Genomic DNA, 20,818 nt, shown 5'->3' on the forward strand with positions numbered 1-20,818 from the left:
ACTTGCCGAATAAACAGACTATTGTTGATGTGCTGGTGAAGGAAGCGGCGGAGAAGTAAGAGTATCAATAAAAATTTGTCATTTCGACCCTCGGGAGAAATCGTATGCATCACGCTGAGCAAACTATACAGAGCGGTTTACATGGCGAATAAGATTTCTCTTTCGCCCCGACACACCACCCACCTTTGCTCTATCGTATGATAAGAGTTGAGTTTTTTCCTGATTCTTGATTCTAACAGTCCTGACTCTTTCTTCCTGCCTCCTGACTCTAAAAGTCTTGATTCTCAAATCAGGCTCTTGTATCATTACCATTATAAATACTCAGGTAGCTTTCATAGCGGGACAGCGTTATCTCGCCCTCTTCCAAAGCTTCAAGCACAGCGCAGCCGGGTTCATTGATGTGGCGGCAATTGTTAAAACGGCATCGGTTCATCCGTTCACGCATTTCGGGGAAGAAATGGCTGAGCTCCTGTTTCTCTATGTCGATAACGCCCAATTCGCGGATGCCGGGGGTATCTATAATAAAACCGCCCTGCGGCAGTTCAAACATTTCGGCAAAGGTGGTGGTGTGCATGCCTTTGTCGCTCCAATCGGATACCATATGTGTACGCAGGTCCAGTTCGGGCAGCAACGCGTTGATCAGGCTTGATTTACCCACGCCCGAGTGGCCGGAAAACAAGGTAACCTTATCTTTCAACAGATCCTGCACCTGGCTGATATTTGTACCCTCAATGGCTGAAACTTCGAAACATGGGTAGCCGATATCTTCGTAAATAGCTTTATAATCAGCTAAAACCTCCAATCCTTCATCGCTAAAAAGGTCGAGTTTATTGAATACCAACCGCGCCGGGATATCGTAAGCTTCGGCAGTCACCAAAAAGCGGTCGATAAAACCGAGGGAGGTACGCGGAGAAGCCAGTGTTACTACCAAAATGGCCTGGTCAAGATTGGCGGCAATGATCTGGGCCTGCTTGCTCAGATTAATGGCCTTGCGGATAATATAGTTTTTGCGTTGTTGCAGGTTGGTGATCACGCCATCTTCCCTGTCGGGCTCCATTTCAAAATCAACCACATCGCCAACGGCAATAGGGTTGGTTGTGGTAATACCTTTAATACGAAACTTTCCCTTGATGCGGCAATCTATCTTTTGCCCATCGGGGGTTTGTACCTGGTACCAGCTTCCGGTTGATTTTGTAATTAATCCCTGCATGTTATCGAACTCCAAAAGTAGCAAATTTTTGATTTCGGATTTCGGATGTTCGATTTCGGATTTATTTAGTAGGATTAAGGGAAACGCTTAGCATTCTGTCAATTCTTTAATTCACCCAAATTCCCGTTCAGACAAAAAACATTCTGCTAATTCTCAAATTTTGAAAATTCTGATTCAGATAATAGTCGAAACACGATATTCCGTTTACAAAACTCTCAAAACACCGCTTAACTACTTGACAATTATTACGAAAATCATAATTTGTTAAATATTCCTTGCAAATCAGAAAATAATCTACTTACTTTACAGACATTATATATGACAATTTACAACACCATTTCTACAATTATTATTACCACCGGTATAAACCTCGGAGGAAGATAATCGTATGGTGTAAAACATAAAATGAAAGCCAAAAGAAAAACCTTCCTCCGCAAAGAGGAAGGTTTTTTTGTTACAGAACGATTACTAACCCATAAATGAAAGTTTTAAAATTCGGAGGTACTTCCGTTGGATCTGTAAGCAGCATCCAAACCCTGTTAAGCATCCTGAAGGATGAAGTAAAAAATGAAGAAAAGCCGGTGGTGGTATTATCTGCCATGGGCGGTGTAACCAACCTGCTTTCGGCCATGGCCGAAGATGCGGCAAACGGCAAAGAGTTTACCGCAGGCTTAGCCGAATTGGAGAAACGTCACTTTGATACGGTTAAAGCCCTTTTGGATGTGCAAAACCAAAACCCGGCGCTTACCCGTTTAAAAATTCACTTCAACCAGCTGGAAGAACTTTTACAGGGCGTGCTTACCCTTCGCGAACTTACCCCGAAAACGCGTGATCAGGTACTGGCCTTCGGCGAACGTTGCTCAACGCTGATGGTGAGCAAGGTTGCAGCCCAGCATTTTGGCGATGTGCTTTTTGTTGATGCTGCAGATGTGATCAAAACCGACAGCGCCTTCGGTAACGCTAAGGTAAATACCGAACTTACCGAAAGACTGGTACAAGGCCTGTATGCCGAAAACAAAGGCAAAACACTGATCGTTACTGGTTTCATCGCCTCAAACGACGCCGGGCAGACTACAACTTTAGGCCGCGGAGGTTCTGATTATACCGCGGCTATCTTCGGCGCGGCATTAAACGCGCAGGAAATTCAAATCTGGACAGATGTTAACGGTATGATGACCGCCGACCCGCGGATGGTGAAAAAAGCGTTCTCCTTAACCGAGCTTACTTATACCGAGGCTATGGAGCTTTCCTACTTCGGCGCCAAGGTGATCTATCCGCCAACCATGATCCCGGCTTTCCTTAAAAAGATCCCTATTGTTATCAAAAATACTTTTGAGCCGGAGTTTGAAGGTACCGTGATCCGTCATGACTGCAAGGCTTCTACCCTGCCAATCAAAGGAATCTCATCTATCAACAATATCAGTATCCTCAATTTAGAGGGCAGCGGTATGGTAGGCAAATCAGGCTTTAGCGGCCGCTTGTTCTCCTTGCTTGCCCGCGAGCAGATCAACGTGATCCTGATCACCCAGTCATCATCTGAGCATAGTATCACCTTCGCGGTACAGCCACAGGATACCGAAAGGGCTAAACAAGTTATCGAGCAGGAGTTTGAACTGGAGCTTGCCGCCAAAAAATTGGAGCACCTGGTTATTGAAAAGAATCTGGCCATCCTGGCCATTGTTGGCGAAAACATGAAACAAACCCCGGGCATGTCGGGCAAGTTGTTCCATGCACTTGGCCGTAACGGTGTAAACGTAAGGGCCATTGCTCAGGGTTCGTCAGAATATAATATCTCAGTGATCATCTCGGCCAATGATTTGTCAAAAGCATTGAACGCAGTACATGACGCCTTCTTTGTACAGCTCACCAAAACCCTGCATGCATTTTGTTTAGGTACCGGCAACATTGGTAAAACGCTTTTTAATCAGCTTAATGCCCATAGCGAATACCTGAAAGACAACAATGGTATCCAGGTTAAAATAGCGGGGATCAGCAATACCCGCAAAATGACATTCAACAGCGATGGTATCTCTTTAGACACCTGGCAGGATGTTATTCAATCGTCGCCTTACGAGGCAGATCTGCAGGGCTTTATCAACCGTATGAAGGAAATGAACCTGCCTAACTGTGTATTTATTGATAATACTGCAAGTCCTATTCCCATCGGTTTTTACGAGGAGGTTTTTAAAGCCAATATCTCGGTGATCACCTGTAATAAAATAGGTAACTCGGGCAGCTATCAGCAATACCGTATGTTTAAAGATACCGCCCGTGCGCATGGTGTCGATTTCTTTTACGAAACCAACGTTGGCGCTGGCTTGCCTATCATCAATACTCTTAAAAATCTGATGAACAGCGGCGACAGGGTGCAGCGTATCGAAGCAATACTTTCGGGCACTATATCGTTCATCTTTAATAACTTTAAGGGCGATGCTAATTTCCACGATGTGGTGAAAGAAGCGCAAGACAAAGGCTATACCGAACCAGACCCGCGTGACGACCTGAGCGGTAAGGACTTTATGCGTAAAATGCTCATCCTTGCCCGCGATGCCGGGTATGCTATGGAAGAGGCCGACGTTGAAATAGAAAGCGTACTGCCAAAAGCAAGCCTTGAAGCTAAAACCGTTGAGGATTTTTACAAAACCTTAAAAACCGAAGACGCTCATTTTGCCAAACTAAAAGATGCAGCCGAAAAAGACGGCAAAGTATTGCGTTACATTGGCAAGTTAGAGGACGGTAAAGTAACTATCACCCTGCAAATGGTTGATGAAAACCATCCTTTCTACATGCTTTCGGGCAGTGATAACATCATATCCTTCACTACCGACAGGTACCGCGAGCGCCCGCTGGTTGTAAAAGGCCCCGGTGCAGGTGCCGAAGTAACCGCCGCCGGCGTATTTGCTGATTTAATAAATGTGGGCGCTAATTAGTTTAAAAATCCCCTCTTGAGAGGGGGCGCGGCAGGAAAGCGCGTTAGCAGGGGTGTGTTATAGGAGCGATAAGTGGCATGCAGAATAACACACCCCTACACCCCTCTCAAGAGGGGAATCGCACTGACCCTCGCTTTTTTTGCTTCGGCATTAAACCAGAAAGCGACAAATAATAGTTTGATATTTTAAATAATGGAAAATACAATAAATGATTTAAAGAAGCCAACTCCGTCAGCCCCCCCTTTAGGGGGCGGGGGGGGAATTAAGGTTTTCGCCCCGGCAACTGTGGCTAACGTTGTTTGCGGTTTTGATGTGCTGGGCTTTGCGGTTGATGAACCTGGCGATGAGGTGATCATGCGAGTGACCGGCAAACCGGGCATTACCCTCAGCAAAATTACCGGAGATGATGGTCGCCTGCCGCTCGATCCGGCGAAGAATACCGTGAGTGTCAGCGTTCAGCATTATTTACAAAGTGTTGGCCGTACCGACATTGGTTTAGATATCGAACTGCACAAAAAAATGCCTATCGGCAGCGGATTGGGTTCAAGCTCGGCCAGTACAGTTGCCGGTTTGTTTGCTATCAAAACCTTATTAGGCGATGATTCCGACCCTATAGAACTGCTTCCTTTTGCTATGAAGGGCGAGGAAATGGCCTGCGGTCATGGCCATGCGGACAACGTTGCTCCTGCCCTGTTTGGTGGTTTTGTGCTGATCCGTAGTTATGAACCGCTTGATGTGGTAAGGCTGCCGCATCCTAAAAACCTGTGGTGCGCCATCGTATTCCCTGATGTGGATGTACCCACGCGTGAAGCAAGGCAAATCATTCGTAAAAACATCCAGATGAAGGATGCTGTAACCCAATGGGGCAATATTGCCGGCTTAGTAAGCGGTTTATTTATGCAGGATATCGACTTGATTGGCCGCAGTATGAAAGATGTGCTCGTTGAGCCGGTACGCTCTATGCTAATCCCTGATTTTTATAAAATGCGTGAAATGGCCATGGGACTTGGCGCGGTAAGCTTTGGTATATCAGGCTCAGGTCCTTCAGTATTTGCCTTTACCAAAGACGAAGCCACCGCACGAGCCATCACCCAAAAGCTGCAACAGCACTTAACCGGTTTAAAAATCGGATCCAATAGCTACGTGTCAACTATAAATGACGCCGGACCGAAGGTTTTGGGGTAGCCTTAAATCCTTCGCAATGACATCGATTAGATGAGCTCCAATAAACTTAAAAAATCCGAAATCGAACATCCGAATTCCGAAATCAAAAAATGAAACTCTACAGTACCAATAATACCCTATCTAAAGTATCGTTCAAAGACGCGGTTTTTAACAGTATGCCGCAGGATAAAGGCTTATACATGCCTTACAGCATCCCGCGTTTGGATGCTGATTTTATCAACAACCTTGATAAATATACACTGCCCGAAATCGCTTTTAAAGTAGCACAAAATCTGCTTGGCGACTCTATTCCGGAGGCCGATTTGAAAGCCTTGATCGATGATGCCATTAACTTCCCTGCTCCTATTGTAAAGCTGGAAGACAATGTATATGTCCTCGAGCTTTTCCACGGACCATCGCTTGCATTTAAAGATTTTGGCGCTCGTTTTATGAGCCGCGTAATGAGCTATTTCCTTGAACCCGGCGAAAAACAACTGGACGTACTGGTTGCCACAAGCGGCGATACCGGGGGTGCCGTAGCCCTTGGCTTTTTAGGCGTACCTAACACCCGTGTTACTATTCTTTACCCTAAAGGCAAGGTAAGCGGCGTGCAGGAGCAGCAGCTTACCACAAACGGCCAAAACATCCGCGCCCTTGAGGTTGACGGCACTTTTGATGACTGCCAGGCATTGGTGAAACAAGCTTTTGTTGATGAGGAATTGAATGCAAAATTCCGTCTTACATCTGCTAACTCTATCAATATTGCACGTTTGGTACCGCAAACGTTTTATTATTTCAACGCCTATGCACAACTGCTAAGGCAGGGCATTAAAAAAGTAGTATTCTCGGTACCGAGCGGCAACTTCGGCAATATAGGCGCTGGCCTGTTAGCCTGGAAAATGGGCTTACCTGTCGAAAAATTTATTGCGGCTACCAATGTTAATGATACCGTGCCTGAGTTTTTAAAAACCGGCGTTTATCAACCCAAACCATCAGTAGCTACGCTTTCAAACGCCATGGATGTAGGTAACCCAAGCAATTGGGTACGTATCGCCGACCTGTTTAAAAACGATACCGAGGCGCTTAAAGAACTGGTTGTTGGCTTTAAGTACGACGACGAGGAAACTGTAAAAGCTATCAACTGGGTATTTGATAACTATAATTATGTGGTTTGCCCACACACCGCTATCGCATGGCAGGCCCTTACTGATTATAAACAGGACCATGCTGCTATTGATACAGCCGGTGTATTCCTGTCAACCGCGCACCCTTGCAAATTCCCGGATGTTTTCAGCGATGAGGTTGCTGCTAAAATTGAAGTACCCGAGCAGGTAAAAGAACTGGAATCAAAAACCAAACTGGCAGTAGCCATCAGTAAAGATTTTGCTGATTTTAAAGGCTATCTTTTAGGGGTTAATTAATTTCAGTATTTTTAGCTGCTGGAAAACCAACAACTACCCGTTATTGCAGAAAACTGAGTAGGCCTGTCAGTCTGAGCTTGTCGAAGACTCGAGCGGAGAGGCCTACCCGCCATGCTTCTACAGGCTCAGCATGACACCCTTTTTTGGTCGTGAGAAAGCTACGCAATAACGGGCAGTTGAAATATGGCCGGCTTCAATACCGAAACATACAATGCTTAGCAAAACCTTGATATTTCCCTGCCTCCTGGCAGTTTGCCTAACCGCCTGCAGCCGTAAACAAAAGTTCGACCGTGATAAATGGGATGATGGAGATGGCCTTACGTTCGCTTATCGCCCGGGTATGGTTAATGACCTGATTGAAAGTAAGCAGCTTAATAATCTTAAATATCAACAGGTGATCCACTTACTCCACCGCCCTCAATTAAGCACTAAAGACAGCATGGTATACGACCTTGACCGAGAATACAGCAAAGGCAAATTGATTTATACCCAAACGCTTGTTGTTTTTTTGAAAGATTCGGTAGTTACCAAGGCCGAGGTTCATGAAACCCACGCAAATAAAAAATGATCAACACCATAATATTCGATCTGGGAGCCGTTTTAATTGACTGGAACCCGCATTATATGTATCGTACCCTGTTTACTGATGAACAGGAAATGATAGACTTTTTGGCTGATATCTGTACTTCCGACTGGAATGAGGAGCAGGATGCCGGCCGGTCCTTACAGGAAGGCACAGATCTGCTTGTTGCCCAATTTCCGGAACATGAGGCTAATATCCGTGCTTTTTATTCCCGCTGGATAGAAATGCTTGGCGAGCCTTTTCACGATACGGTAGAGATCTTCAAACAATTAAAAGAAAGCGGTAAATACAAAATCTACGCATTGACCAACTGGTCGGCCGAAACTTTTCCGATGGCCCGGGAGCGTTTCGATTTTTTAGGCTGGTTTGATGGCATTGTGGTATCCGGCGCCGAAAAAATGCGTAAACCCACCCTTGCCTTTTATCAAACGCTGCTTGATCGTTACCATGTAAATGCTGATGAGGCTTTATTTATTGACGATAATTACCGTAATATTTTAGCGGCAGAAAAGATGGGCATCAAATGCATCCACTTTACATCGGCCGAAGCTTTGGAGGTAGAATTGAAGGGGCTGGAAGTTTTGTAAATTATAGGGATGCAAGCGATTGGGTGGTCGCCTGCGAGGGCACAGCCTTCGGGTATAGGTACTATCCAACCGTCATTGCGAGGAACGAAGCAATCCCCAATAAGCAGGGGGCTATGCAGTTTCGCCCTGTACAGTTCGCGATTGCTTCGTTCCTTATAATGACGTGATCGTAAGTTATTGATTATTAGGTGTATCTTTTTTGATGAATTTTATAACATGGGCGTTGCCTGCGGCCCGGGCTTTCCGTTGCAAGTCCTCGCCTTTCCTGCCCGCAACCTCTCTACGCGCTCCGGGCTTTACACTGCAATCCCTAACGCGGCCCACGCGCAACACCGCTAAAATATATTTTACATGTCATTACGTTTTTTTTCAGGGCTTTCCTGATGGTTACTCGGGATGGTAAAAATGCCATTTATCCCTTCCTGCGTACATCTGTGATGAACGCACGTTTATGAACAATACGTATTTATTTCTGCGGGGTAACTATCCATGCTACAATTACTATAGCCAGTATCCCGCCTATAATCAAATAACTTAACGGGCGGGCAAAATTCAAAGTCCAGCCCGTGTACTTAATTCTTTTGGGCACAATGATCCGACTATCATCTTTGTTGTAATAAAATACGCCGTATTTATAATTATTACTATTCTCTGGAGGTTCCATCGGTATTTATCCAAATAACTCGCTACTCAAATACCTGTCGCCCCGGTCACAGCAAATAAATACAATAACGCCTTCTTCAAGCTCTTCAGCTAATCGTATTGCCGCAGATAGTGCACCGCCGCTGCTCATGCCTGCAAATACGCCTTCAACCTTAGCCATTTGTCGGGCCATTTGAGTAGCTTCTTCCTGCGAAATATCCATTACCCTGTCAACCCGTTTGGCATCAAAAATCTTGGGCAGGTATTCCTCGGGCCACCTGCGGATACCCGGGATGGAAGACCCTTCAACCGGCTGGCAGCCCACAATCTGAATATCAGGGTTTTGCTCCTTAAAATATCTTGAACAGCCCATGATGGTGCCCGTGGTACCCATCGCGCTTACAAAATGGGTGATCTTGCCTTCGGTATCCCGCCAAATTTCCGGGCCGGTAGTTTTTACATGGGCCATATAGTTATCCGGGTTAGCAAACTGGTTCAACAGAAAATACTCACCGGTAGCGGCTTTTTCTTCAGCATAATCGCGGCAAAGCTCTATCCCTTCAAGCAACGTAACTTTAGCACCAAAGGCTTCCATGGTAAGCGTACGTTCGCGGGTGGAGTTGGATGGCATCACCAGCTCTATTTCCAGATCAAACAACCTTGCAATCATAGCCAATGCAATACCGGTATTGCCGCTGGTTGCTTCAATGAGCTTAGTGCCGGGTTTAATATCGCCGCGCTCGATAGCACTCCTGATCATGTTGAGCGACGCACGGTCTTTTACGCTGCCGCCCGGATTATTGCCTTCCAGCTTGGCGAAGATCCGCACTTTTGGATTTGGGTTCAGCTTTTTAATTTCTACCATAGGCGTGTTGCCTATCAGGTCTATCAATGAAGCCATTATATATTTTTTATGGTAAATGTTCTATTTCTTGTGTCCGAACAATTTAATGCTCAATCTTTTCAGTACCCTGTGGTTAGGTGTGTGGTATACCCTTGAATTTGGCGGCAAACTCTTGGTGAGCCAAACGTTTCCTCCTACCACACTGTTGTGCCCGATGATGGTTTCGCCGCCTAAAATGGTAGCCCCCGAGTAAATCACCACATTATCCTCCACCGTCGGGTGTCGCTTGGTATTGGCCATACTTTTATCCACACTTAAAGCACCTAAAGTAACGCCCTGGTACAGCTTTACATGCTTACCTATTTTACAGCTTTCGCCAATAACAATACCGGTGCCATGATCTATATAGAAATACTCGTCTATTTTGGCAGCAGGATGAATATCTATCCCTGTTTTAGAATGCGCATATTCTGTAAGGATCCTTGGCAACAGAGGAATATCATCGATATAAAGGCTGTGCGCCACCCTGTAAAGCGAAATAGCATAAAAGCCCGGATAGGTACGGATCACTTCAAATTCGCTGCGAGCGGCAGGGTCGCCATTAAAAATGGCCTGGATGTCGGTATTCAGGACGCGGAACAACTCGGGAAGGCTTTCGAAAAATTTTTTGGCCAGCTTTGAAGTATCGCAATTGCTGCAGGCTTTAGTGGCGTGCATAATTTCGCACAGTTCGTCTTCAAGCCTAAAAAACTCATCCTTCAGTTCCTCAATCGAGGCATATTGTTGCCCGGTTTGTTCGGGATACAGCAAATGGATCACTTTTAGTGCCCATGCTGTAATTTCCTTGTTTGAAGGCACGGCCTCCAGCTTTTGCTGTTTAGCAAATATATGTTGATAAAAATCCTGACTCATGTTTTATGGTAGGGTTGTTTTGGGAAAACAACCAATAACAGTACAAGTTTATATAAAAGATTGTTGTTAATATGTAAAATGAGCCAGATAATTGATATTTGACTGTAAACATCAATGCCGAACCTATGAAAGATCAAATAATTGAAGCCGTAACGGCCTTGTTCAGCGGAGCTGATGAACGCGACTGGACCAAAGTTAAAAATGCACTTGCCGAAAATGTTGAGCTTGATTATAGCTCCATGACCGGAAACCCGGCAAGCCTTGTATCATCCAATAATATCGTAACGGCATGGCGCGGCTTTTTGCCCGGCTTCGAAAAAACCCATCATCAACTGGCCGATTTTTATGTCATGCAAAACGGATCGGTAGCGCTTGTACACTATTACGGCAAAGCCGAGCATTTTATTGGTGATGAGCTTTGGATTGTTGAAGGCACTTATGATACCGAGCTCATTGAAACCGATGGCAAATGGATCATCACCAAACATAAACTTAACCTCATTAAACAGGATGGCAATATGGATTTGCCGGCACTGGCGGCAGCGAAGGTATCTGAGCAGAGCTGAGGCAACAATAAACAATAACGTCAGGTTCGCTACTAAGCCGAAAAGGCTAAAGCAATTGAAGACTTACGAAGTTTTTTAAACTTCGTAAGTTTGGATTCTACAACAAAGCTTAACTATAACGAACCTTCTGCCATCCTATTCCGCCGGCTTAACCCAGCCTGTAAAATCACGGATATTATGATGATCAACAAGCCTGCGTAAAAGGATAAATTAAGTTGCCGGGATTCATTGAATAAAATCATTGCCAGTAAAATACTGTAAACAGGCTCCAGGTTAAAGGTTAGGTTAACCGTAAAGGCAGACATTTTCCTCAAAACCTCGGCCACCATAACATACAGCCCAACCGTGCAAAAAAGCGATAAAAGCAGCAAATAAATTACATCCAATGTGCCTGGCATTATCGTTTTTGAAGGAAAGAAGTAAAGATATAGCGGTGAGGCCAGTATCAGCGCGACAGATCCGGCCAGCATCTGATACAAGTTCATAACGGTTGAATCATACTTTTTAACCAGACGCTCGTTCAATATGGTATAAAGGGATGCCAGGAAAGATGATATTACACCGAGTATGATCCCCGTTCTGAATGAGGTATCAAAATGAAAGATCAGGCCAATACCCGCCAGCGTAAGCATACTTAATAGTAACTCGGTTATATTGAAAGGTTTTTTGTTGATAAGCGGAGACAGAAATGCAGTGAAAAAACTGGTGAGGCAATAGCAAACTACGCCTACCGAAACGTTGGAATATTTGATGCTGGCATAAAAAAACACCCAGTGAAAGGCAATTAGTAATCCAGCCCTACCCATTTCCGTTATGTTACTCCATGAGTACTTAAATTGCGGCTTTTTGAGCCACACAATAACAACCAGGAATAAAAAAGAAAATAGTGTACGGTAACAGGTGAGAAAATATTCATTTAATGAGACCAGCTTCCCAAATACGCCTGTAAAACCCGCCAGAATGACGGCTATATGTAATAGAATAAGTGTTTTTTTCATTTTTTGCTAAAATAAGATAGATCGGACAAACACAATGACTCATGCAATTGTCCGCATTGAATTAAATTGTTGGGAAAATAGTGTTGGAAAAAGCTCAAATACAGTTGCATAACAACTGGTTTTGATTAGCAAAAAAGAAAGATTGGTGGATCATTAAAAAAAGGCTCCGAGATAAGAAATGTCGGAATAAAGGATGTGAGGTTCTCCCCCGTGCCATATTTAATGTTTGTTGCTATCATTCGTTGATGAACCAAAGATAGAAAAAGTTTTGTTTTAACTAAGATTTGATATTTACGCCCGCGCAAAAAGAATGAACGCCGAACTCAAAATTGATACCGCCCACGGTAAAGGCACAGCCATCGGCCTTAAACTATTCCTTTAGCGTATACCCCATAATAGGTATAAAGAAAGCCGGGATAATTTAGGAAATTAGCATTTTATATTTACCGCAAAGCATGCTCCAGATAGTTTTATTAGAGGATAATTTACATTACCGGCGCGGGCTGGAACAGATTATTCATGATATGAGCGGCGTAACTTTAATTGGTTCTTATACCAATGCCGAAGCCGTATTAAAAAAAATTGACCAGCTTAATCCGGATATCTTTATCGTTGATATAAACCTTGAGGGCATGTCGGGCATTGAGTTTATACGGCGGGCCAAGCCTTTTGTCCCCGATGCCGAATTTTTGATGTGCACCATCAACGACGACAATACCAATATTTTTGAATCCTTAAAGAGCGGCGCTACCGGCTATATGCTCAAAGAATCTTCGGCCGATGAGATCAGAAATGCCATCACCGAAATCGCGGCCGGCGGTTCGCCCATGAGTGCCTATATCTCGCGAAGGGTCATTGCTTCATTCAATACCGACGCTGATAAACCGCCCGCCCCTGCCACCGAAAACCTCACCGAACGCGAGGTTGAAGTACTTAACCTCCTGGCGCGCGGACTCCAGTACAAAGAAATCGCCGATCGCCTTGATATCTCCACCGGAACCGTTAAAAAACACATCCGCAATACCTACATCAAACTGCAGGTTCAAAACAAAGTAGAGGCTATTAATAAATTCCGCGCAATCTGATATACCACTTTTTCAGTATTGCAGGCCTTAATGGTTAATGATAATTTAGCCTCATAAAGAAACTAAAAGGCCTTGTTAATATTAACTTCCCTGTTAGTGCCTTTTAAAGCCTAAACCTTATCACATAATTCGTTGCCTCCCGGCTTCGCATAGCACTTGTTATTCACCTTTGCACAATTCTGCCTAAAAGATCAATCCCACTTTAACAATCGAGTAGGAAGTAAGGGAGTGAAATTCTCCCTTACCGTCCGCTCACACCACCGTACGTACCGGTCTGGTATACGGCGGTTTGTCAGAATATAGATAACTGGTGTTTAGTTTTCCAAAAGTATCTGTTCTCGAACCCTGTGTATCCTAAGTTATTAAAGTACAGATTGTTAAGCGTGGTTTGCAGTATGGGGCTGTGGGCTACCCGACAGTATCCCTTACTGCTATTTCCCCACTCATAAGCTTTCCTTTTCTTAACGCCCAGCTTTATTAGCCGCTTCACCCTTGCTTTTGGTAGCTTCCATTGTTTCCATTGGCATATCCGTAAACGGGTTCGTACCAGTTCATCCAACATTCGCATCTGCGATTTTGCCGTGGCTATCCAAAAATAATTTATCCAGCCCATGATGACCGTCTCCAATTCTCTTATCTTTTCGGCTATTGGGTTCGGGTGCTTCCGCTCCGTATGCCGGCGAATCTTACCTTGAATCCGTTTTACCGTCAGATTCGATAGCCGTATCTCCCATTTTCCTTTGCTGCGATAGAAAGAGAAGCCTAAAAGCGTGCTTTTCGCCGGGGCGCTGACTTTCGTCTTTGTCCTGTTCACTTTTAGCTTAAGCTCCTTTTCTACGTACCGGATAATACTGCCTTCTACCCTATGAGCTGATTTCCAGTTCTTAAGGTAGATGCTGCAATCGTCGGCGTACCTCACAAAGCTGTGCCCGCGCCGTATAAGTTCTCTGTCCAGTTCATCTAACATAATGTTGGAAAGTAGAGGGCTAAGCGGTGAACCCTGTGGGGTGCCTTCCAATCGGACGCTTGAAACCCCGCCTTCCATAATACCGCTGCGCAGATAGCTGCCGATCAACGCAAGGATGCGTTTATCTTTTACCTTTCTTGATAGCGATCCCATGAGTTTGTCGTGGTTGACACGGTCGAAGAACTTTTCCAAGTCCAACTCTACTATCCTTGTTTTACCTTCATTGAGGTACTCCTGGGCCTGCATGACCGCCTGACGGGCGTTCTTGCCTGGCCTGAAACCGTAACTTGTTTTGGAAAACTCCGGTTCGTATTGCGGACTTAGCCATTGACTGATGGCTTGTTGAAGGAGCCTGTCGATTACGGTTGGTATGCCTAACATCCGGCGACCGCCTGTGGGCTTGGGGATTTCTACTTTCCGTACCGGGCTTGGTTGATAACTGCCCTCTAAAATACTTGTTTTGAGCGGACGCCAGTGCTCGTTCAGGTAGTCGCGAAGTTCATCGGTCTGCATACCGTCAACCCCACCAGCGCCTTTATTGCTCATTACCTGTTTCAGCGCTTTGCTGATGTTCCTGTAATCAAGTATTTCTTCGAGCATACTTCTTTTAAAAAAAAACATTTGTTTCCGGCTTACAGCCGCCTTGTTCGCATGTCGCACCTCAACTCCTCCTGCACTTTACTTTCGGCTTCCGGCCTATCCTCCTGCAGGCAGTTCGCTTATGGGGTTCCGTTGTTAGCGGTGACGACACAGAGCCATCAGCGTCTTGGCCAATTCTAACATGCAGTCCTTCATCCTTTTGTGAGACCTCTCCGCTTTGCGGAGCTCGTTTCGGAACTAATATGACGTTTGCTGACTTCTGCGCTTTACGAACTCGTCGTTACGCAGACCTCCCAGGGTAAGTGTGTCCGCTTTCCGTTCATGTAGCCTCTGCATTTACGTTATAGTATCCTGTACAGTGTCGGGCTTTTGCTTCTTTTGCAGCATCACCCATACTATCCCGCCTGATATGCAGTTTCTGTTCGTAGGCTCGAACTTTTGCCGCTGGCTTCCTTCAGATTTGTGTTCACACACTTTCTCCTTGCCTTAAGCTAAGACTTCCCACTGTAATGCGTCTTCGGGACTTGCACCCTATAGATGACACACGTGCCTGGCACACAAAAAGGGGCAAACAACCAATTGGTCATTTGCCCCTTCTTACTTTGTTCAAAACTATTTTGTGCAACCGGCACTACCGCCGGTTGCCTGTGCCTTAAAAGGCAATGTCTTAGTTTAAATACTTTGTGATATCCTCAGACAGCGGCGTGGTTTGCGACCTGAAACGGTGGATCAGCTTACCATTTTCGTCTATCAGGAATTTTTCAAAATTCCATTTGATATCGCCGGTAAAATCCGGGTTTGGAGCAGTTGTTAAATATTGGAATAAGGGATCAATATCCAAACCTAAAACACTAACCTTGCCGCTCATGGGAAACTTTACGTTAAAGTTTTCTTTGCAAAAGGTTTTAATGTCCTGGTTAGTGCCCGGCTCCTGGCCGCCAAAGTTATTGGCCGGGAAACCTACTACAACCAGTTTACCTTTGTATTGCTCAGATAATTTTTCCAGGTCGGCGTATTGTTTGGTGAAGCCGCATTTTGAAGCCGTATTTACGATCAATACTTTTTTACCTTTGTATTTAGCCAGGCTAAAATCTTTGCCATCAATAGTTTTCAGCTTAAAATCATATACTGAAGAAGGTGCGGTGGCAAATAATAAGGCGATGATGAGTGCCAGTGTTTTCATGGTTTTACAGTTGATTTTTATAATCTTATATAAAAGTAAAGCTAAAAATTTCTTTTAGCTAAGTACTCATCTTCTTTTTGTGTCATTTTTTGTTTTGTAACAACACTTTTATCAGTATAACCTAAAAGGTGCAGCGCGCCATGAATGATCACCCGATGAAGCTCATCTGTTTCACCGGTTTTAAATTTGGCTCCGTTTTCACGGATGCGGTCTATCGAAATAAAGATATCGCCAATAATATCCCCCTCAACTTCCGAATTATCAAAAGTTACTATATCAGTAAAAGTATCATGATCAAGGTATTGCTGGTTTATTTGCAACAGGTAGGCATCTGAGCAAAAAATATAATTAAGTTCTTTTAATTTAAAACCTTCGGTGATTACTGTATCCCTGATCCACTGTCTTAACTGCGCTTTTTGTTTTGGCTTAAAGGTTGTGTCTTCTTCAAAAAAATTAATCGCGGGCATCAGATCTTAAAATGAAGTTCAATTTCATTGCCCGAGGCGTTAAAAATACATTGATCGGCAAGGTGCTTAATGATAAACACACCGCGCCCGGTCAGGTTCTCGAGATTTTCGGGAGCCGTGGGGTCGGCAAGGTTATTATAGTCAAAGCCAGGGCCTTCATCGGTAACAGTCCAGATAACACGCTTGGATTCAACCTCGGCATTAACAATCACCTTTTTAGTCTCGTCCAGCCTGTTCCCATGCATAATGGCGTTAATAACCGCTTCGTTAAGACAAGTCATCATGTTGGCAAAAGTATCTTCCTCAACATGATATTTATCAGCAATTTCTTCTATCAGCTGCTCAAGCAACGTTATGCTCTCCGTTTTTGACGGTAGCTGCAACGTATATAGCTCACTGGTTTGAACATTTGCCTCTTCCATATTATTTGGCATTAAGTTGATCAAAGTAAGATTTTATTTTTTGTTTATAATACAAATTAAGTGCCGGAGATACCGTTCTGATCTGCTCCGTTTGCTTTGCTTTTTGTTGCTGGTACCCCTGCAGCGCTTTTATATATCCCGGCGGCAAATCTTTACCCGCATTGCTCTCTCGTTGCTGATCCTGATCTCGTTGCTGCTCGGCCTTTTCGGCCTCCAATAACCGGGTTTGTATTTGCTGCTGCCTTTTTAGCGCATCATCTGTAATCTTCCTGTTTACGAGATCACGTTCGGTTTGTTCCATTTCTTTCGAAATTTTATCCAAATTGCCTAATCCGCCTGTCCCGTCTTTATTTTCGTCCCTGTCAATTTGTTGCAAAGCCTGCCGTATCATCTGCTGCTGACGTGCCATTTTAGCAAACTGCTCACTCATATTACCGCTATTTCCTTGCTGGCCCTTACTCTGGTTGCCTTGTTGTTGCATCTGCTCCCTGGCCTTTTGCATATTTTGATTGAGCTGCTGCTGCATCTTTGCCAGCTGCGATATCGACTGTTGTTTGCCCTTGCCTCCCTTACCGCCTTTATTCATCATTTTTTGCATTTGCTCAAGGGCTTCGCTCAGCATCAGGGCCAGGTTATTCATGGATGTCATGGCGTATTGCTGGTTACGATTTGCCTCCAATGTACGCCTGTCGCCCAAAAACTCAAGGGCCTGGTCAATATGGTCGTTAATGCTTGCAATCTCCTTATTTACTGTCGATTGAATCTGCGGCACCCTTCTGCTGATGGCGTACAAGCTATCTTCGGCTGTTTTCAGGTTGTCTTTGATATCTTTTTGGTTTTGCGATAAAGTAACATATGATGGATCTGTAGGATTGGTGTTTTTAAGCGTTTGCATCAGTTTTTCCTGATTAAACGAACTATTAACCAAACTCTTTAACAATTCCCTAAGCTGCTGTGCATCAACAGCATTCTCTTTTGATTCGCCTTCGTCGCTATCCTTTTGCATTTTTGCGGCAAGCTCCTTCATTTGCTTTGCTGCCTGCTGCTGCGATTTTGACGCCTTTGAATTATCTTTTTTTTGCAGGTCGCCGGCACTTTGATCCATCTGCTGCTCAATATCTTTGGTTTCTTTTTCGGGGTTTTGATAGTCGGATTTACGTTCGGATTGCTCGTTGGCCTTCTGCAGTTCGTCAAAGCCTTTCTTCACATCCTGAAAATCCCGCTTCAGTTTATCCTGCTGTTGCTGCAGATTCTTCTGATCGGCACCGGGCTGTTTGGTTTGATCAGATAGTTTTTGCTGCTCATCGGCCAGCTTATTCAGCTGATCGAGATTTTGATTGAGCTTTTGCTCAAACTCCAGCTTTTTGTAAAGTTCCAGCACCCGGTCCAGCTCCTTTTTTAAGGATTTATTATCCATCTGCATTTTGGATAACTCATCACGGGTAGCATCTTTCTGTTGTTCATTTAACATTTGCTGCAGGTTTTGAAGCAACTCTTTTGTTTTTTGATCAAGTACGTTATTAAACAGGTCTTCTATCTGTTTTTGCTTAGCCCTGATCTCTTCGGTTTGCTGCTGGTTTTCCTGCCGGTTGTATAAATTCTTTTTATTATCGGCCTGGATATCTTTTACTAAATCTTCCAGGTCTTTCCGTTTTTGCATCAGGTCTTCCACCTGTTTTTTCTCATCAAACGAGAGCGTGTTTTTGTTCAGCAGGTTTTGATTTAACTTTTGCGCGTCACGTTCAACCTGCCCGGCCAGCTTAATAGCCGAAGCCATTTTTTCTTTTATGGCTTTCGAGCCGGCATTTAACTGCTGGTTAATCTCCTTGCTATCGGGGATATTTAGTGTATGCTTTGCTGTACGGGCTGTTTTATGCCCGGTCACGTCGTCGTTATCGGCGACCTCAAAAAAGTAGCTTACATGATCGCCGGGACTAATACCCATGTCCTTCAGGTTCCAGTAGTAAAAGAACCCGGCTTGTGTTTGGGACAGATCAGCATTAATCTTTTTGGTAAACTCCTTTGCTTTATTATTGCCTGAAGCCTCAATACTGTAATGAAACGTTAGCGCCGAAAAGCCATGATCGTCCTGGATCTTGCCATTAAAATAAAACGCTTTCATGCTTACCGAATCTGGCTTTTCATCAACAGTAATGGATGGCGCTTCATCGGCAACAATACTGATGCGATATGTGGCCGAGTCACTATAACTTACCTGTGTATTAACCGGTAAAAGTTTGTAAACCGAAGTTTTCAATATCCGCTCCCGGTGTTCAAACAGGTTTGGTCCATGTTGTACAGCAGGGTGGCTTTGCCCATTTATGTCAAACATCAAGGCACTGGCATTTTGGGTATGCAATTGCCAATTTACTGTTGTGCCGGCAGGAATAGTCAAATCACCGGCGTTAAGCAGTTTTTCATTTTTTTTACGGAGATAGGCCGGGTAATTCAGGTCAACATCAAAATGAAGCAAGGCCGGTTTTTGATTCACTTTAATTTCATAAACTGCCGAGCTAAACCCATTTCCCGAAAATTTAAACCGGGTGTTTTGCTGCAGGTTGCTGAACTGATAATGGAAGCGGCTAAGGCTCTCCTTATCAAGCTTAAAGGTATTTTCCCCGGTTTCAACATAAACATCGGCAGGCAATTTATCGCCTTCTAATTTAAGGTCGAGCTTTAAATCACTCCCCTGCACAACTGAAAGTGTTTTGTTCAATACAATAAACCTGAACGGAGCAGCAGGAACAAAATATTCGTTATGCCTGATCAATCTTTTAGTACTTTCGGTCAGTACCGATGGCGCCGCCAATGCAATGATGATAATTACCCCGAGCGGACCAAGTGCCCATTTTAAATATTTAGTGTTTTCTTTCAGATTGATAGCCGAAGGAAAGCTTACCGGTTTAAGCGCTTCTATCTTTTGGTTGATACTGGCCTCGATAAGCGCGCGGTGGTTTTCATCCTCTGACGCCAGCCTTTTAAGCTGCAGGGTATTGAGTAGCTTATCATGAACATCGTTAAAATGCCTGCCAATAATTTCGGCTGCTTCATCATGCGTTAACGTTTTACCTAATTTAAGCCAGGCCAATAATGATGGTAAAACCAGCCAGCAAACAAGCACTGTATTGAGCAAGATAAAAAAGTAAAAAAGGATAGTACGCAACAAGATGTTAAAATTGCCGAAATACTCGCTCAATGTGATAACCACGTAAGCCGTGAATAGGCCTGCTCCTAAAAATATCAATCCACGCAAAAAATTATTGAAATAATACTTCCGGATGAAAGTATTGATTTTGCCAAGCAAAAGTTCATAATTTTCTGTCGAGGCCATACTACAGGTGGAAAAACGTTAAATACACACGCTTTATTAAACGCAAAAGCCATGTATTATATATAATACGTGTTGGTTTAAGTTAAAAATTAAAGCAATAATAATAAAATGTTAATTGTTTATGACAATAAAAATTGATTCCCCCGCTTTATTGGGAAATACATGGTTTTAAAGAATGATGATGGGAAAAGCCTGGAGCAATCCTATTCCTGTTCTTCAACTGTTTCTTCTTCCTCAACCTCTGCGGATTCGAGCTTATGCAGCCAGATGCCGGCTATCCCGGTCATTGAATATGGAAATATAATTACTGCTATTGAAGACACCGCGGAAACTTTTTTCTCAAAAAGCAATTCAAAAAACGGGAGCATAGTAATTATCAGTATAGCTATAGTTAAAGCCTGTTTTATATAAAACGGAGCTCTCTTTTTTGATAAAGAGTATACGGCAACCCAAAATATAAAGGCAAAGGGAATAGTAATCAGCAAAACCATGTCTGCAAAAATGATGTAATCTTTTTGGATCTCTTCAATAAGACTAATTTCCGGGTTCTCGATAATAAACCATGACAGCACAAGGTGCAGCAATGGCGCTATGATCACCATCAGCAACCAAACTTTTAAGCTATATATAAATGACCTGTTCATAATTTAGCAAGCGCGCTAACAAGATACATAGCAGTCAATAAAATAACAAGGATACCCCGGTTCATAAACGGTACACAATTATCATTTAGCACAGCAATTATAACCATGATAACCCGGTAAATGCTTTTTTACATACAGATGGTGCGCTGCCATACCCGCCGATGTTAAAACAACGCTGATTTAAGGGCCACGCCATTAATTTAAAAGGGGGTACAGTAAAATATAAAACTGCTTTTTCATCCAAAAATTATATCTGCAACAG

The 20,818-nt window shown here is 43.9% G+C and carries 18 protein-coding genes; 7 read left to right on the forward strand and 11 right to left on the reverse strand.

The window, feature by feature from the left end; genetic code table 11:
- Positions 1-289: 289 nt before the first annotated feature.
- Positions 290-1,210: a ribosome small subunit-dependent GTPase A gene (gene rsgA / locus MusilaSJ_RS15210; RefSeq protein ID WP_274990458.1), complete on the reverse strand. Its 921-nt coding sequence runs from the start codon at positions 1,208-1,210 to the stop codon at positions 290-292.
- A 479-nt stretch (positions 1,211-1,689) separates the two neighbouring features.
- Here rsgA and thrA point away from each other — a divergent pair, with 479 nt between their 5' ends.
- From thrA to MusilaSJ_RS15235, 5 genes are all read left to right on the forward strand, one after another.
- On the forward strand, positions 1,690-4,140 hold the full coding sequence (gene thrA / locus MusilaSJ_RS15215) for a bifunctional aspartate kinase/homoserine dehydrogenase I (protein ID WP_274985799.1): 2,451 nt from the start codon (positions 1,690-1,692) through the stop codon (positions 4,138-4,140).
- A 192-nt stretch (positions 4,141-4,332) separates the two neighbouring features.
- On the forward strand, positions 4,333-5,325 hold the full coding sequence (locus tag MusilaSJ_RS15220) for a homoserine kinase (RefSeq protein WP_274985800.1): 993 nt from the start codon (positions 4,333-4,335) through the stop codon (positions 5,323-5,325).
- Positions 5,326-5,414: 89 nt separating this feature from the next.
- Positions 5,415-6,725 carry a threonine synthase gene (gene thrC, locus MusilaSJ_RS15225; RefSeq protein WP_274985801.1) on the forward strand — a complete coding sequence of 437 codons (1,311 nt, stop codon included), beginning with the start codon at positions 5,415-5,417 and terminating at the stop codon, positions 6,723-6,725.
- 211 nt (positions 6,726-6,936) lie between these two features.
- Positions 6,937-7,293 carry a hypothetical protein gene (locus MusilaSJ_RS15230; RefSeq protein WP_274985802.1) on the forward strand — a complete coding sequence of 119 codons (357 nt, stop codon included), beginning with the start codon at positions 6,937-6,939 and terminating at the stop codon, positions 7,291-7,293.
- Positions 7,290-7,895 carry an HAD family hydrolase gene (locus MusilaSJ_RS15235; protein WP_274985803.1) on the forward strand — a complete coding sequence of 202 codons (606 nt, stop codon included), beginning with the start codon at positions 7,290-7,292 and terminating at the stop codon, positions 7,893-7,895. Before MusilaSJ_RS15230 ends, MusilaSJ_RS15235 begins: the two co-directional genes overlap by 4 nt.
- Positions 7,896-8,361: 466 nt before the next feature.
- On the opposite strand, the gene MusilaSJ_RS15240 is transcribed toward MusilaSJ_RS15235, so the two are convergent.
- Genes MusilaSJ_RS15240 through epsC form a run of 3 tightly spaced genes read right to left on the reverse strand, consistent with a single transcriptional unit; the run spans position 8,362 to position 10,293 of the window.
- Positions 8,362-8,559 carry a DUF5808 domain-containing protein gene (locus MusilaSJ_RS15240; RefSeq protein ID WP_274985804.1) on the reverse strand — a complete coding sequence of 66 codons (198 nt, stop codon included), beginning with the start codon at positions 8,557-8,559 and terminating at the stop codon, positions 8,362-8,364.
- A 6-nt stretch (positions 8,560-8,565) separates the two neighbouring features.
- Entirely contained in the window at positions 8,566-9,438 is an 873-nt protein-coding gene (gene cysM / locus MusilaSJ_RS15245) for a cysteine synthase CysM (protein WP_274985805.1), read from the reverse strand.
- Positions 9,439-9,462: 24 nt separating this feature from the next.
- Positions 9,463-10,293, reverse strand: coding sequence for a serine O-acetyltransferase EpsC (epsC, locus tag MusilaSJ_RS15250; RefSeq protein ID WP_274985806.1), 831 nt, complete (start codon positions 10,291-10,293; stop codon positions 9,463-9,465).
- Positions 10,294-10,418: 125 nt separating this feature from the next.
- On the opposite strand from epsC, the gene MusilaSJ_RS15255 reads away from it, so the two are divergent.
- Positions 10,419-10,859 carry a nuclear transport factor 2 family protein gene (locus MusilaSJ_RS15255; protein ID WP_274985807.1) on the forward strand — a complete coding sequence of 147 codons (441 nt, stop codon included), beginning with the start codon at positions 10,419-10,421 and terminating at the stop codon, positions 10,857-10,859.
- Between the two features lie 113 nt (positions 10,860-10,972).
- Here MusilaSJ_RS15255 and MusilaSJ_RS15260 read toward each other — a convergent pair whose 3' ends face one another.
- Positions 10,973-11,857 (reverse strand): DMT family transporter, encoded by an 885-nt coding sequence (locus MusilaSJ_RS15260; RefSeq protein ID WP_274985808.1) that lies wholly within the window; start codon positions 11,855-11,857, stop codon positions 10,973-10,975.
- 455 nt (positions 11,858-12,312) lie between these two features.
- On the opposite strand from MusilaSJ_RS15260, the gene MusilaSJ_RS15265 reads away from it, so the two are divergent.
- Positions 12,313-12,942: a response regulator gene (locus MusilaSJ_RS15265; RefSeq protein ID WP_274985809.1), complete on the forward strand. Its 630-nt coding sequence runs from the start codon at positions 12,313-12,315 to the stop codon at positions 12,940-12,942.
- Positions 12,943-13,234: 292 nt separating this feature from the next.
- Here the strand turns inward: MusilaSJ_RS15265 and ltrA are convergent, their stop codons facing one another.
- The 6 genes from ltrA to MusilaSJ_RS15295 form a co-directional block, all read right to left on the reverse strand.
- Positions 13,235-14,509, reverse strand: coding sequence for a group II intron reverse transcriptase/maturase (gene ltrA / locus MusilaSJ_RS15270; RefSeq protein ID WP_274985539.1), 1,275 nt, complete (start codon positions 14,507-14,509; stop codon positions 13,235-13,237).
- Between the two features lie 667 nt (positions 14,510-15,176).
- On the reverse strand, positions 15,177-15,692 hold the full coding sequence (locus MusilaSJ_RS15275) for a glutathione peroxidase (RefSeq protein ID WP_091174940.1): 516 nt from the start codon (positions 15,690-15,692) through the stop codon (positions 15,177-15,179).
- A 41-nt stretch (positions 15,693-15,733) separates the two neighbouring features.
- Positions 15,734-16,159 (reverse strand): rRNA maturation RNase YbeY, encoded by a 426-nt coding sequence (ybeY, locus tag MusilaSJ_RS15280; protein ID WP_274985810.1) that lies wholly within the window; start codon positions 16,157-16,159, stop codon positions 15,734-15,736.
- Complete coding sequence (locus MusilaSJ_RS15285) at positions 16,159-16,581, reverse strand: ATP-binding protein (RefSeq protein WP_274985811.1); 423 nt, start codon at positions 16,579-16,581, stop codon at positions 16,159-16,161. The genes ybeY and MusilaSJ_RS15285 overlap by 1 nt, the downstream gene beginning before the upstream one ends.
- Position 16,582: 1 nt before the next feature.
- On the reverse strand, positions 16,583-19,912 hold the full coding sequence (locus MusilaSJ_RS15290) for a DUF4175 family protein (protein WP_274985812.1): 3,330 nt from the start codon (positions 19,910-19,912) through the stop codon (positions 16,583-16,585).
- Positions 19,913-20,115: 203 nt separating this feature from the next.
- Positions 20,116-20,556, reverse strand: a complete 441-nt coding sequence (locus MusilaSJ_RS15295) for a hypothetical protein (protein ID WP_274985813.1) — start codon at positions 20,554-20,556, stop codon at positions 20,116-20,118.
- Positions 20,557-20,818: the final 262 nt, after the last annotated feature.

Origin of the sequence: Mucilaginibacter sp. SJ (assembly GCF_028993635.1) — a bacterium.
GTDB lineage: Bacteria > Bacteroidota > Bacteroidia > Sphingobacteriales > Sphingobacteriaceae > Mucilaginibacter.

Excerpts from the sequence above, each read along its gene's own strand:
- MusilaSJ_RS15235 (WP_274985803.1), top strand. The coding sequence starts at position 7,290 with ATGATCAACACCATAATATTCGATCTGGGAGCCGTTTTAATTGACTGG.
- MusilaSJ_RS15295 (WP_274985813.1), bottom strand. The coding sequence starts at position 20,556 with ATGAACAGGTCATTTATATATAGCTTAAAAGTTTGGTTGCTGATGGTG.
- rsgA (WP_274990458.1), bottom strand. The coding sequence starts at position 1,210 with ATGCAGGGATTAATTACAAAATCAACCGGAAGCTGGTACCAGGTACAA.
- thrC (WP_274985801.1), top strand. The coding sequence starts at position 5,415 with ATGAAACTCTACAGTACCAATAATACCCTATCTAAAGTATCGTTCAAA.
- MusilaSJ_RS15240 (WP_274985804.1), bottom strand. The coding sequence starts at position 8,559 with ATGGAACCTCCAGAGAATAGTAATAATTATAAATACGGCGTATTTTAT.
- MusilaSJ_RS15230 (WP_274985802.1), top strand. The coding sequence starts at position 6,937 with ATGCTTAGCAAAACCTTGATATTTCCCTGCCTCCTGGCAGTTTGCCTA.
- MusilaSJ_RS15290 (WP_274985812.1), bottom strand. The coding sequence starts at position 19,912 with ATGGCCTCGACAGAAAATTATGAACTTTTGCTTGGCAAAATCAATACT.
- MusilaSJ_RS15275 (WP_091174940.1), bottom strand. The coding sequence starts at position 15,692 with ATGAAAACACTGGCACTCATCATCGCCTTATTATTTGCCACCGCACCT.
- MusilaSJ_RS15285 (WP_274985811.1), bottom strand. The coding sequence starts at position 16,581 with ATGGAAGAGGCAAATGTTCAAACCAGTGAGCTATATACGTTGCAGCTA.
- epsC (WP_274985806.1), bottom strand. The coding sequence starts at position 10,293 with ATGAGTCAGGATTTTTATCAACATATATTTGCTAAACAGCAAAAGCTG.
- thrA (WP_274985799.1), top strand. The coding sequence starts at position 1,690 with ATGAAAGTTTTAAAATTCGGAGGTACTTCCGTTGGATCTGTAAGCAGC.
- ybeY (WP_274985810.1), bottom strand. The coding sequence starts at position 16,159 with ATGCCCGCGATTAATTTTTTTGAAGAAGACACAACCTTTAAGCCAAAA.
- MusilaSJ_RS15255 (WP_274985807.1), top strand. The coding sequence starts at position 10,419 with ATGAAAGATCAAATAATTGAAGCCGTAACGGCCTTGTTCAGCGGAGCT.
- ltrA (WP_274985539.1), bottom strand. The coding sequence starts at position 14,509 with ATGCTCGAAGAAATACTTGATTACAGGAACATCAGCAAAGCGCTGAAA.
- MusilaSJ_RS15220 (WP_274985800.1), top strand. The coding sequence starts at position 4,333 with ATGGAAAATACAATAAATGATTTAAAGAAGCCAACTCCGTCAGCCCCC.
- cysM (WP_274985805.1), bottom strand. The coding sequence starts at position 9,438 with ATGGCTTCATTGATAGACCTGATAGGCAACACGCCTATGGTAGAAATT.
- MusilaSJ_RS15265 (WP_274985809.1), top strand. The coding sequence starts at position 12,313 with ATGCTCCAGATAGTTTTATTAGAGGATAATTTACATTACCGGCGCGGG.
- MusilaSJ_RS15260 (WP_274985808.1), bottom strand. The coding sequence starts at position 11,857 with ATGAAAAAAACACTTATTCTATTACATATAGCCGTCATTCTGGCGGGT.